Origin of the sequence: Isoptericola sp. NPDC057191, assembly GCF_042670225.1 — a bacterium.
In the GTDB taxonomy this organism is placed as follows: Bacteria; Actinomycetota; Actinomycetes; order Actinomycetales; family Cellulomonadaceae; genus Isoptericola.
In genome coordinates, this window is sequence record NZ_JBHUWC010000129.1 from 1 (window position 1) to 11,656 (window position 11,656).

At 71.9% G+C, this 11,656-nt stretch carries 12 protein-coding genes; all 12 read left to right on the forward strand.

Annotated features, from left to right (window positions below; translation table 11 throughout):
- Positions 1–102 precede the first annotated feature (102 nt).
- The 12 genes from prfA to atpD all read left to right on the forward strand — a co-directional run bounded on the left by prfA (position 103) and on the right by atpD (position 11,650).
- On the forward strand, positions 103–1,194 hold the full coding sequence (gene prfA, locus ACFT55_RS14725; RefSeq protein ID WP_380244588.1) for a peptide chain release factor 1: 1,092 nt from the start codon (positions 103–105) through the stop codon (positions 1,192–1,194).
- Positions 1,187–2,155 (forward strand): peptide chain release factor N(5)-glutamine methyltransferase, encoded by a 969-nt coding sequence (gene prmC, locus ACFT55_RS14730; protein ID WP_380244589.1) that lies wholly within the window; start codon positions 1,187–1,189, stop codon positions 2,153–2,155. Before prfA ends, prmC begins: the two co-directional genes overlap by 8 nt.
- A gap of 13 nt (positions 2,156–2,168) precedes the next feature.
- The gene (locus ACFT55_RS14735; RefSeq protein ID WP_380244597.1) at positions 2,169–2,939 is read left to right on the forward strand and encodes an L-threonylcarbamoyladenylate synthase; all 771 of its coding nucleotides are present in this window, start codon (positions 2,169–2,171) and stop codon (positions 2,937–2,939) included.
- Entirely contained in the window at positions 2,936–4,207 is a 1,272-nt protein-coding gene (locus ACFT55_RS14740; protein ID WP_380244590.1) for a glycosyltransferase family 4 protein, read from the forward strand. Before ACFT55_RS14735 ends, ACFT55_RS14740 begins: the two co-directional genes overlap by 4 nt.
- Positions 4,204–4,689 carry a hypothetical protein gene (locus ACFT55_RS14745; RefSeq protein ID WP_380244591.1) on the forward strand — a complete coding sequence of 162 codons (486 nt, stop codon included), beginning with the start codon at positions 4,204–4,206 and terminating at the stop codon, positions 4,687–4,689. The genes ACFT55_RS14740 and ACFT55_RS14745 overlap by 4 nt, the downstream gene beginning before the upstream one ends.
- 168 nt (positions 4,690–4,857) lie before the next feature.
- Positions 4,858–5,727, forward strand: a complete 870-nt coding sequence (atpB, locus tag ACFT55_RS14750; RefSeq protein WP_380244592.1) for a F0F1 ATP synthase subunit A — start codon at positions 4,858–4,860, stop codon at positions 5,725–5,727.
- 104 nt (positions 5,728–5,831) lie between these two features.
- Positions 5,832–6,065, forward strand: a complete 234-nt coding sequence (locus tag ACFT55_RS14755) for an ATP synthase F0 subunit C (protein WP_225565590.1) — start codon at positions 5,832–5,834, stop codon at positions 6,063–6,065.
- Positions 6,065–6,661, forward strand: coding sequence for a F0F1 ATP synthase subunit B (locus ACFT55_RS14760; protein ID WP_380244598.1), 597 nt, complete (start codon positions 6,065–6,067; stop codon positions 6,659–6,661). The genes ACFT55_RS14755 and ACFT55_RS14760 overlap by 1 nt, the downstream gene beginning before the upstream one ends.
- Positions 6,661–7,476, forward strand: a complete 816-nt coding sequence (locus ACFT55_RS14765) for a F0F1 ATP synthase subunit delta (RefSeq protein WP_380244593.1) — start codon at positions 6,661–6,663, stop codon at positions 7,474–7,476. The genes ACFT55_RS14760 and ACFT55_RS14765 overlap by 1 nt, the downstream gene beginning before the upstream one ends.
- Positions 7,477–7,558: 82 nt before the next feature.
- Positions 7,559–9,187, forward strand: a complete 1,629-nt coding sequence (gene atpA / locus ACFT55_RS14770) for a F0F1 ATP synthase subunit alpha (protein ID WP_380244594.1) — start codon at positions 7,559–7,561, stop codon at positions 9,185–9,187.
- A gap of 2 nt (positions 9,188–9,189) precedes the next feature.
- A complete protein-coding gene (locus tag ACFT55_RS14775) occupies positions 9,190–10,089 on the forward strand; it encodes a F0F1 ATP synthase subunit gamma (protein ID WP_380244595.1) in 900 nt (299 codons plus the stop codon).
- 79 nt (positions 10,090–10,168) lie between these two features.
- Positions 10,169–11,650: a F0F1 ATP synthase subunit beta gene (gene atpD / locus ACFT55_RS14780; protein WP_380244596.1), complete on the forward strand. Its 1,482-nt coding sequence runs from the start codon at positions 10,169–10,171 to the stop codon at positions 11,648–11,650.
- Positions 11,651–11,656 lie beyond the last annotated feature (6 nt).

An 11,656-nucleotide genomic window follows, 5' to 3' on the forward strand; every position in this document is an offset into this window, starting at 1 on the left:
CCCGACAACCTCTCCAGGGGCAGTCGGACGACGGACCGCCGGCGCTGTTGCTTTGCCCGGGGGCTGGGCCCACGGGACCCTGCACGTCCATCGGGAGACGCCATGACCGACCCGTTCGCCGCCGCGCGGCCGCTGCTCGCCGAGCACGCCGAGATCGAGCGGGAGCTCGCCGACCCGGCCGTCCACGCCGACGCGGGTCGTGCCCGCTCGCTCGGACGCCGGTACGCCGAGCTCAACCAGGTCGCCGCCGCGTTCCGGGCGTGGGAGCAGGCCCGCGACGACGCGGAGGCTGCCGCGGAGCTCGCCGCCGAGGACGAGGCGTTCGCGGCCGAGCTGCCCGACCTGCGCGCCACGGAGGACGCGGCCGCCGAGCGGCTGCGCCGCGTCCTCGTGCCGCGTGACCCCGACGACGCCCGCGACGTCATCCTCGAGATCAAGGCGGGGGAGGGCGGCGACGAGTCCGCCCTCTTCGCGGGCGACCTGCTGCGCATGTACCTGCGGTACGCCGAGCGGCGCGGGTGGGCGACCCAGGTGCTCGACGCGACCGAGACCGAGCTCGGCGGGTACAAGGACGTGCAGGTCGCCGTCAAGGCCCGCCACCTGTCGGACCCGGCCGAGGGGGTGTGGGCGAGCCTCAAGTACGAGGGTGGCGTGCACCGCGTGCAGCGCGTCCCGGTCACCGAGTCGCAGGGCCGCATCCACACGTCCGCGGCGGGGGTGCTGGTGCTTCCCGAGGTCGACGACCCGGGCGAGGTGGAGATCGACCAGAACGACCTGCGGATCGACGTGTACCGGTCCTCGGGCCCGGGCGGGCAGTCGGTCAACACGACGGACTCGGCCGTCCGCATCACCCACGTCCCGACGGGCATCGTGGTCTCGATGCAGAACGAGAAGTCGCAGCTGCAGAACAAGGAGCAGGCGATGCGGGTGCTGCGCGCCCGGCTGCTGGCAGCACGGCAGGAGGCCGCTGCCGCCGCCGCCGCCGACGTGCGCCGCTCGCAGGTGCGCACCGTGGACCGCAGCGAGCGGATCCGCACCTACAACTTCCCGGAGAACCGGATCGCGGACCACCGCACCGGGTACAAGGCATACAACCTCGACCACGTCCTCGCGGGCGACCTGGACCCGGTGGTGCGGTCCGCGGTGGAGGCGGACGAGGCCGCGCGCCTGGCGGCGGCGGGCTCCGATGCCTGACGTCGCGCCGGGGACGGTGGGCGCCGGCGTCCGCTGGGCGGCGGCGCGCCTCGCCGCTGCTGGGGTGCCCAGCCCGCGCGTGGACGCGGAGGTGCTGCTCGCGCACGGCCTCGGCGTCGACCGGGCAGAGCTGCGACGCCTCGCGGTGCTCGACCGGGACCTGCCCGGCGACGTCGCCGCGCGGTTCGCCGCGGACGTCGCGCGGCGGGCGGCGCGGGAACCGCTCCAGCACCTCACCGGCGTCGCGCCGTTCCGGCACCTGGAGCTCGCCGTCGGGCCGGGGGTCTTCGTCCCGCGGCCGGAGACGGAGCAGGTGGCGCAGGTCGCGATCGACGAGGCGGCGCGGGTCGTGGCCCGTGACGGTGCGGCGGTCGTGGTCGACCTGTGCACCGGCTCCGGCGCGATCGCCCTCGCCGTCGCCACCGAGGTCCCCGGAGCCCGCGTCCACGCGGTCGAGCTCGACGCCGCGGCGCACGGCTGGGCGGCGCGCAACGTCGCGGCAGCGGCCGCGGACGGAGGGAGCGACTCCGCGGGAGCCGTCGTCCGGCTGGTCCGCGGCGACGCCCGCACCGCGCTGCGCGACCTGGACGGCACGGTCGACGTCGTCGTCTCCAACCCCCCGTACGTCCCGCCCGGCGCGGTGCCGCGCGACCCCGAGGTCGCCGAGCACGACCCGGGCGTGGCCCTGTACGGGCTGGGGGAGGACGGGCTCGAGGTGCCGCGTGGCGTCACGGCCGCGGCGGCGCGGCTGCTGCGGCCCGGCGGCCTCTACGTGATGGAGCACGCGGAGGTGCAGGCGGCGCAGGCGAGGTCGATGGTCGCGGACGTCCGCGGGTTCGGGCCCGCCGAGACCCGCGACGACCTGACCGGACGGCCGCGGATGGTGGTGGCTCGGCGCCTCGGTGCGGGGCCCGCCGTCCCGGACGTGCGGCAGGGCGCCGGGCGAACCGTGACAGACTGAGCCCGTGAGCAGCGTGCACGACGTCACCGACCCGAACACCTGGGGCCCTGCGATCGACGAGGCGGTGAACACGGTCTCGCGCGGCGGCCTGGTGGTCCTGCCGACCGACACCGTCTACGGCATCGGCGCCGACGCCTTCGACGCGGAGGCCGTCGCGGCCCTGCTCGCGGCCAAGGGCCGCGGCAGGCAGATGCCGCCCCCCGTCCTGGTCCCCGACGTGCGCACCCTCGACGGGCTCGCGACCGAGGTCCCGGACGACGCGCGCAAGCTCGTCGAGGCGTTCTGGCCCGGCGGTTTCACGATCATCCTGCAGGCGCAGCCGTCGCTGCAGTGGGACCTTGGCGAGACGCACGGGACGGTCGCGCTGCGCATGCCCGACCATCCGGCCGCGCTCGCGCTGCTGCGCCGCACCGGCCCGCTCGCGGTCTCCAGCGCCAACGCCTCCGGCAGCCCCGCGGCCCTCGACGTCACGGACGCCCGCGAGCAGCTCGGCGACTCGGTCAGCACCTACCTCGACGGGGGCGACGCGCCCGGTGGCGTCGCGTCGACCATCGTGGACGCGACCGGCGCGCACCTGCGCGTGGTGCGGCAGGGGGCGATCACGCTCGAGGCGCTCAACGAGGTCGCGCGCGTGCGTGGCGTCGACGAGCCCGAGGACGAGCCTGGGGACGAGCCCGGGGCCGACCTGGAGGGCGCCTCTGAGGGCGACTCGGTGGGCGACTCGGGGCGCAGCTCCGAGGGCGGCCCGGCGGCCGGCGCGCCTGCGGAGGAGCCGGCCGGGTGAGGGCGTATCTGCTCCTGATGCTGGTCTCGGCGGCGGTCACGTACCTCGCCACCCCGGGCGCGCGGTGGGTCGCGCGTCGTACGGGCGCGATCTCGGCGGTGCGGGAGCGGGACGTGCACCTGAGGCCCACGCCGCGGCTGGGCGGCCTCGCGATGCTGCTCGGCATCGTCGTCGCGGTGGTCCTGGCCTCGCAGATGCCGTTCCTCGCCGGAGTGTTCGCCACGGGGCCCCAGGCATGGGGGATCGTCGGCGGCGCGACGATCGTGTGCCTGCTCGGCTGGGCCGACGACGTGTGGGACCTCGACTGGATGACGAAGCTCGCGGGGCAGGCCCTCGCCGCCGGCTTCATGGCGTGGCAGCAGGTGCAGCTCACGTCGCTCCCGACGCCTGACGGGCTCTACATCACCTCGTCCCGGCTGTCGCTGTTCGCGACGATCCTCGTGGTCGTGGTGGCGATGAACGCCGTGAACTTCGTCGACGGCCTGGACGGCCTGGCCGCAGGGCTGATCGCCATCGGCGGCGCCGCCTTCCTCCTCTACACCTACGGGCTCACGCAGCAGGCGACGCCGGAGAACTACGCCAACCTGGCGACCCTGATGATGGCGGTGCTCGTCGGCGCGTGCCTCGGCTTCCTGCCGCACAACTTCTTCCCGTCGCACATCTTCATGGGCGACTCGGGGTCGATGGTGCTCGGCCTGGTGTTCGCCGGGGCGGCGATCACCATCACGGGGAACATCGACCCGGTCTCGGCGGGCGACACGCTCTCCGGCGCGCAGCGCGTCCCGCTGTTCATCCCCCTGCTGCTGCCGGTGGCGGTGGTGCTGCTGCCGCTGCTCGACATGGGCATGGCGGTGGTGCGCCGTCTCGCGGCGGGCAAGTCGCCGTTCCACCCCGACCGCATGCACCTGCACCACCGCATGCTGGCCCTGGGGCACTCCCACCGTCGCGCGGTGCTGATCCTGTACGTCTGGGCCGCCGTCTTCTCGTTCGGCGCCGCCGCCCTGGTGATGTGGGAGTGGCAGGTCGTGCTCGTCGGCCTCGGGATCGCCGTCGTCGTGGCGCTGCTGCTCACGCTCGGCCCGCTGCGCACCCGCGGGCGGTTCCTCGACGACGACGTCGCCACCGGGAGCCACCCGGCCGTCGCCGTCGCGTCGGGTGCGCACGCCGCCCCGCAGGTGGCGACGACCCCCACGGCCCCCACGGCTCCCACGACCTCCGCGACCCCGGTCGCCCCCACCCTGACGACGCACGAAGGACGCCCGCGATGACGACGCCCGACACCCCCGGCCCGACGCCCGACCCTGCTCAGGACGCCGTGGCGGCGGACGCGCCCGCCGGCGAGCACGCGACCACCGCCGAGCGGGCCGTGCTCCGCGCCGCGCTGCGGGACACGCTGCTGCTGGTCGGCGCCCTGGTGGTGCTGGGCGGGGGGATCGGCCTGCTGGTCGCGGGCCTGCCCGGGCTCTGGGGCGCCCTCGTGGGCGCGGCGATCGCGGCGTTCTTCTGCGCGACGACGATCTGGTCGATGCTGCGCACGGTCGGGTCGAGCCCCGCCCGGATGGCGGCGTTCGTCATGGGCGCCTGGGTCGCGAAGATCGTCGTCCTGATCGTGGTGCTCGCGCTGCTCAAGAACGCGACGTTCTACGACCCGTGGGTGCTCATCGCGGTGCTCGCCGTGGGAGCGATCGGCTCGGCCCTGCTCGACTACCGCGCGGTGAGCGCCGGCCGGGTGCCCTACGTGCAGCCGTGACGGCGCCCTCTGACCAGGGTGCTTGCGCCGGGCGACGGTCGGTCGCCGGGGGCAACATCGTGCGCTTCTTCACAAGCCGCGGGATCTGGCCGGTAATTCTCCTCCGAGATGTCGGAGCACGGGTGAACATCCGGTAGGCTGTCCGCGAATCCATGACGGCCAGGTCCGATGGCGTGCCCGCCCAGCGGTGGAGCGTCCGGACCGTACGACCTCCGGGAGAACCCCCTGTCTACGCCAGCGATCCCCCTGCTGCTCGCCGCCGAAGGTGACGGCGAGTTCCACGCGCCGACGGTCGCGGACTTCTTCCCCCCGGCGATCTTCTTCGAGGGGACGCCCTTCGAGTTCAACCGGATCATGCTGGTCCGCGTCATCGCCGCCATCTTCCTGCTGACGGTCTTCGTCATCGCTGCGCGCCGGGCGAAGGTCGTCCCCGGCCGGTTCCAGAACATCGTCGAGATGATCCTGGACTTCGTGCGCAACTCGATCGCGATCGAGGTGCTGGGCCAGGAGAACGGCCGCAAGTACTTCAAGCTGATCGCCACGATCTTCTGCACCGTGCTGGTCATGAACATCACGAGCGTCGTGCCGTTCCTCAACATCGCCGGCACCTCCGTGATCGGGCTGCCGATCGTGCTCGCCGCGTGGACCTACGTGATGTACCTGAGCGCGGGCGTCAAGGCGCACGGCGTGGGCGGCTACCTCAAGAACTCCCTCTTCCCGCCGGGCGTGCCGAAGGCGCTCTACCTGCTGCTCGTGCCGATCGAGTTCCTCCAGGTCTTCATCCTGCGGCCGGCGACCCTCGTCATCCGACTGCTGGCCAACATGGTCGCGGGGCACCTCATGCTCGCGATCTGCTTCACCGCCACGTCGTTCTTCCTCTTCGACTCGGCCGGCGCGATGAAGCTGTTCGGCGCGGGCACGTTCGTGGCCGGGTTCGCGTTCTTCCTCTTCGAGATCTTCGTGGCGGCGCTGCAGGCCTACGTCTTCGCGATCCTGACCGCCGTCTACCTCAACATGTCCGTCGAGGCGGAGCACTGACCGTCTCGCGGTACCCGGCCTGAGCCGGACCAGCTCTACCAACTGCACCCCACGAAAGCGACGCCGGGCCACCGAGGCCCGGCGCCCAACCGGAAGGAAACCCAGTGGACGTCACCACCCTCGCCGAGGTCACCGGAAACATCGGCACCGTCGGTTACGGCCTCGCGGCGGTCGGCCCCGGCATCGGCCTCGGCATCCTCATCGGCAAGACGATCGAGGGCATGGCTCGCCAGCCCGAGGTCTCGAGCCAGCTCCGTACCACGATGTTCATCGGTATCGCCTTCGTCGAGGTGCTCGCCCTCCTCGGCCTGGTGGCCGGCTTCATCGTCCCGGCATGATGATCTCCCCCCTGAACCTCGACGCCACCGTGCTCGCCGCGGAGGAGTCCGAGCCGAACATCCTCATCCCGCACTGGCCGGACATCATCTGGTCGCTGGTGATCGTCGTGATCATCGGGTTCGTCTTCTACAAGTACGCTCTGCCCAAGTTCCAGGCTGTCCTGGACGAGCGCACCGCGAAGATCGAGGGCGGCATGGCCAAGGCCGAGCAGGCGCAGGAGGAGGCCGCGGCGGCGCTGGCGGAGTACCACCAGCAGCTCGCCGAGGCTCGTGCGGACGCCGCGAAGACCCGTGAGGAGGCGCGTGCCGAGGGCACCGCCATCGTCGCGGAGCTGCGCACCAAGGCGCACGAGGAAGCCTCGCGCATCGTCGAGACCGCGCACCGTCAGATCGAGGCCGAGCGCCAGACGGCGGCCGTGTCCCTCCGCAACGAGGTCGGCGAGCTGGCCACGGAGCTGGCGTCCAAGATCGTCGGCGAGTCCCTGCAGGACTCCGCACGGCAGTCGCGCGTCGTCGACCGCTTCCTCGACGAGCTCGAGGCCGCGGGCGGCGAGTCCGCGGCGGCGCAGCCGGCGCCGGTCGGCAAGGAGGGCTGATGCGGGGCACCAGCGGAGCATCCCTCAGCGCGGCGCAGGAGCGGTTCGAGCCGGTCCTGCGGTCCGCGGGGGCTGACGCGCAGGCGCTCGGCGAGCAGCTCTTCGTCGTCGTCGGAGCCCTGGACGAGTCCGGTCCGCTGCGGCGGTCGCTCGCCGACCCGTCGCGGGACCCGGAGGACCGTGCGGCCCTCGCCGGCCGCGTGCTGGCCGGTGGCTTCGACGAGCGTGTCGTGGAGCTCGTCACCGGCCTGGCGCGGTCGCGCTGGTCCGGCGACCGGGACCTCGTGGACGCCGTGGACCGCCTCGGGCTCGACGCCATGCTGGCGTCCGCCGAGTCGCGGGGTGCTCTCGAGACGGTCGAGGACGAGCTGTTCCGGCTGACCCGGGCGCTCGTCGGCCAGCGCGAGGCGCGGCAGGTGCTCTCGGACGGCGCGACCGACCCCGAGCGTCGGGCACAGCTGGTCGAGACCCTGCTCACGGGCAAGGTGGACGTCGTCACGCTGGCGCTCGCGCGCCGGGCGACCACCGCCCTGCGCGGCCGCCGCTTCGTGGCGACCCTGCTGTGGTACGGCGAGATCGCCGCCGAGCGTCGCCGCCGCCTCGTGGCCACGGTCACCAGCGGCACCGTGCTCAGCCAGTCCCAGCAGGACCGGCTCGCCGGGCTGCTCGAGCGCGCCTACGGGCGTGCCGTCCAGCTCAACGTCACGGTCGACCCGTCCGTGATCGGAGGCCTGCGTATCCAGGTCGGCGCTGATGTCGTCGACTCCACCGTGCTGTCCCGCCTGGCCGACGCCCGTCGCCGGCTGGCCGGCTGAAACCTTCAGGCCCAGCGCCGGCCCCCGGTCGGCTACGCAGAACGTGAGGCCGCGCATGTCGCGGCCACGACAGGAGAGAGCAATGGCTGAGCTGACGATCCGGCCGGAGGAGATCCGCGCCGCTCTGGACAGCTTCGTGAAGTCGTACGAGCCCGAGGGCGCGGTCAGCGAGGAGGTCGGCCGCGTCACCGTCGCCGCCGACGGCATCGCCTACGTCGAGGGCCTCCCCGGCGCGATGGCGAACGAGCTGCTGCGCTTCGAGGACGGCACGCTCGGCCTCGCCCTGAACCTGGACGTCCGGGAGATCGGCGTCGTCGTCCTCGGCGAGTTCACGGGCATCGAGGAGGGGCAGGAGGTCCGCCGCACCGGCGAGGTCCTGTCCGTCCCCGTGGGCGAGGGCTACCTCGGCCGCGTGGTCGACCCGCTGGGCAACCCGATCGACGGTCTGGGCGAGGTCGAGAGCGAGGGCCGTCGCGCCCTCGAGCTCCAGGCGCCCGGCGTCATGCAGCGCAAGTCGGTGCACGAGCCGCTGCAGACCGGCATCAAGGCGATCGACTCGATGATCCCGATCGGCCGCGGCCAGCGCCAGCTGATCATCGGCGACCGGCAGACCGGCAAGACCGCGATCGCGATCGACACGATCATCAACCAGAAGGCCAACTGGGAGTCGGGCGACCCGGAGAAGCAGGTCCGCTGCATCTACGTCGCCATCGGCCAGAAGGGCTCGACGATCGCGTCCGTGCGCGGGGCCCTCGAGGAGGCCGGTGCGCTGGAGTACACGACGATCGTCGCGGCCCCGGCGTCCGACCCCGCGGGCTTCAAGTACATCGCGCCCTACACCGGCTCGGCCATCGGCCAGCACTGGATGTACCAGGGCAAGCACGTGCTGGTGATCTTCGACGACCTGTCGAAGCAGGCCGAGGCCTACCGTGCCGTGTCGCTGCTGCTGCGCCGCCCGCCGGGCCGCGAGGCGTACCCCGGTGACGTGTTCTACCTGCACTCCCGCCTGCTCGAGCGTTGCGCGAAGCTCTCGGACGAGCTGGGCGCGGGCTCGATGACCGGTCTGCCGATCATCGAGACCAAGGCGAACGACGTGTCGGCGTACATCCCGACCAACGTCATCTCCATCACCGACGGCCAGATCTTCCTGCAGTCGGACCTCTTCAACGCCGACCAGCGCCCGGCCGTCGACGTCGGTATCTCCGTCTCCCGAGTCGGTGGCGACGCGCAGATCAAGGCCATGAAGAAGGTCTCCGGCACGCTGAAGCTCGAGCTGGCGCAGTTCCGCTCGCTCGAGGCGTTCGCGATGTTCGCGTCGGACCTGGATGCCGCGTCGCGCGGCCAGCTCGCCCGCGGTGCCGTGCTCATGGAGCTGCTCAAGCAGCCCCAGTACACGCCGTACGCGGTCGAGGACCAGGTCGCGTCCGTCTGGGCGGGCGTCAAGGGCAAGCTGGACGACGTCCCCGTGGACGACGTCAAGCGGTTCGAGTCCGAGATGCTCGACCACCTGCGCCGCCACACCTCGGTGCTCTCGACGATCGCCGAGACCGGCAAGCTCGAGAAGGACACCGAGGACTCGCTGGCCGCCGCCGTGGAGGACGTCCGTAACGGCTTCCTCAAGGGCGACGGCACCCCGCTGGTCGGCGGCGACGCTGACGGCGAGGCCACCGACGTCGAGCAGGAGCAGCTCGTCGTGCAGAAGAAGGCCTGAGCATGGCCGGTGGATCCCAGCGCATCTACAAGCAGCGGATCAAGTCGACGCAGTCGCTGAAGAAGATGTTCCGCGCGCAGGAGCTGATCGCTGCGTCCCGCATCGGCAAGGCGCGTGCGCGCACCGCCGCGGCGGCACCGTACGAGCGGGCCATCACCCGCGCGGTGTCCGCCGTGGCCACGCACACGTCGACCAAGCACCCGCTCACGAGCGAGCGGCACGACACCGACCGGGTCGCGGTCCTCGTGATCGCGTCCGACCGCGGCATGGCCGGCGCCTACTCGGCGTCGATCATCCGCGAGGGCGAGCGGCTCGTCGCGCAGCTCCAGGAGGCCGGGAAGTCCGTCGACCTCTACGCCGCCGGCCGTCGCGCCGTCTCGTTCTACCGCTACCGCGGGCGCGAGATCGCGGGGCAGTGGTCGTACGGCTCGGACAGCCCGGACGCGGACGTCGCGGCGGAGATCGCCGAGACGCTGCTCGGGTCGTTCCTCGCTCCGGCGGAGGAGGGCGGCGTCGGCGAGCTGCACGTCGTGTACACGCAGTTCGTCAACATGGTCACGCAGCGCCCGCGCGTGGTGCGGATGCTGCCGCTCGAGGTCGTCGAGGGCGTGGCTGTGCCCGGTGAGCACGACGCGTTCCCGCTGTACGACTTCGAGCCGTCGCCGGAGAGTGTCCTCGACGCGCTCCTGCCGCGCTACGTCCGCAGCCGCATCTTCAGCTTCATGCTCGACGCCGCGGCGTCCGAGCTGGCCGCGCGCCAGCGGGCGATGCACACGGCGACGGACAACGCCGAGGACCTGATCCGTACCTACACCCGCCTGGCGAACCAGGCCCGCCAGGCGGACATCACCCAGGAGATCAGCGAGATCGTCTCGGGTGCCGACGCCCTCGCGGCGTCATGACGCCGGCCCTGGCAGCAGCTGAGCCGGCTCTGACGACCGTCCTGACATCCGCAACGTTCCTTTCGAAGCGAGGCAAGCAATGACCGCCACCACCGTGGAAGCCCCGGTCGAGCACCAGAGCGGACCCGGCGTGGGCCGTGTCGCGCGCGTGATCGGCCCCGTCGTCGACATCGAGTTCCCCGAGGACGCGATCCCCGACATCTACAACGCCTTGACGGTCGACATCGACCTGTCGTCGCAGGGCGAGGGCGAGAAGTCCTTCACCCTCATGCTCGAGGTCGCCCAGCACCTCGGCGACGCCCTGGTCCGTGCGATCGCGCTGAAGCCGACCGACGGCCTCGTGCGCGGCGCCGTCGTCACCGACACGGGCGCGCCGATCAGCGTGCCCGTGGGCGACATCACCAAGGGCAAGGTCTTCAACGTGACCGGTGACGTCCTCAACCTCGCTGAGGGGGAGAGGCTCGAGGTTACCGAGCGTTGGCCCATCCACCGCAAGCCGCCGGCCTTCGACCAGCTCGAGTCGAAGACCGAGATGTTCGAGACCGGCATCAAGTCGATCGACCTCCTCACCCCGTACGTGCAGGGCGGGAAGATCGGTCTCTTCGGTGGTGCGGGCGTCGGCAAGACGGTCCTCATCCAGGAGATGATCCAGCGCGTCGCGCAGGACCACGGCGGTGTGTCCGTGTTCGCCGGCGTCGGCGAGCGGACCCGTGAGGGCAACGACCTCATCGCCGAGATGGAGGAGGCCGGCGTCTTCGACAAGACGGCCCTGGTCTTCGGCCAGATGGACGAGCCGCCGGGCACGCGTCTGCGCGTCGCCCTGTCGGCCCTGACGATGGCGGAGTACTTCCGCGACGTCCGCAAGCAGGACGTGCTGCTCTTCATCGACAACATCTTCCGGTTCACGCAGGCCGGCTCCGAGGTGTCGACCCTGCTGGGCCGCATGCCGTCCGCGGTGGGCTACCAGCCGAACCTGGCCGACGAGATGGGCCTCCTGCAGGAGCGCATCACCTCGACGCGCGGTCACTCGATCACCTCGCTGCAGGCGATCTACGTGCCGGCGGACGACTACACCGACCCGGCGCCGGCGACGACGTTCGCCCACCTGGACGCGACCACCGAGCTCTCCCGCGAGATCGCGTCGAAGGGTCTGTACCCGGCGATCGACCCGCTGACCTCGACGTCCCGCATCCTCGACCCGCGCTACGTGGGCCAGGAGCACTACGACGTCGCGACCCAGGTGAAGTCGATCCTGCAGCGGAACAAGGAGCTGCAGGACATCATCGCGATCCTCGGTGTGGACGAGCTCTCGGAGGAGGACAAGACGGTCGTCGCGCGTGCGCGCCGCATCCAGCAGTTCCTCTCCCAGAACACCTACATGGCCAAGAAGTTCACCGGCGTGGAGGGTTCCACCGTGCCGCTGAGCGAGACCATCGAGGCGTTCAAGAAGATCGCCGAGGGCGAGTTCGACCACATCGCCGAGCAGGCGTTCTACAACATCGGTGGCCTCGAGATGCTCGAGGAGAACTGGGCTCGGATCCAGAAGGAGTACGGGGCCTGACGGTCT

What these genes read in the sequence shown, in the direction of transcription:
- prfA (WP_380244588.1), top strand. Translation starts at nt 103, where the DNA reads ATGACCGACCCGTTCGCCGCCGCGCGGCCGCTGCTCGCCGAGCACGCC.
- prmC (WP_380244589.1), top strand. Translation starts at nt 1,187, where the DNA reads ATGCCTGACGTCGCGCCGGGGACGGTGGGCGCCGGCGTCCGCTGGGCG.
- ACFT55_RS14745 (WP_380244591.1), top strand. Translation starts at nt 4,204, where the DNA reads ATGACGACGCCCGACACCCCCGGCCCGACGCCCGACCCTGCTCAGGAC.
- atpB (WP_380244592.1), top strand. Translation starts at nt 4,858, where the DNA reads ATGGCGTGCCCGCCCAGCGGTGGAGCGTCCGGACCGTACGACCTCCGG.
- ACFT55_RS14760 (WP_380244598.1), top strand. Translation starts at nt 6,065, where the DNA reads ATGATCTCCCCCCTGAACCTCGACGCCACCGTGCTCGCCGCGGAGGAG.
- ACFT55_RS14765 (WP_380244593.1), top strand. Translation starts at nt 6,661, where the DNA reads ATGCGGGGCACCAGCGGAGCATCCCTCAGCGCGGCGCAGGAGCGGTTC.
- atpA (WP_380244594.1), top strand. Translation starts at nt 7,559, where the DNA reads ATGGCTGAGCTGACGATCCGGCCGGAGGAGATCCGCGCCGCTCTGGAC.
- ACFT55_RS14775 (WP_380244595.1), top strand. Translation starts at nt 9,190, where the DNA reads ATGGCCGGTGGATCCCAGCGCATCTACAAGCAGCGGATCAAGTCGACG.
- atpD (WP_380244596.1), top strand. Translation starts at nt 10,169, where the DNA reads ATGACCGCCACCACCGTGGAAGCCCCGGTCGAGCACCAGAGCGGACCC.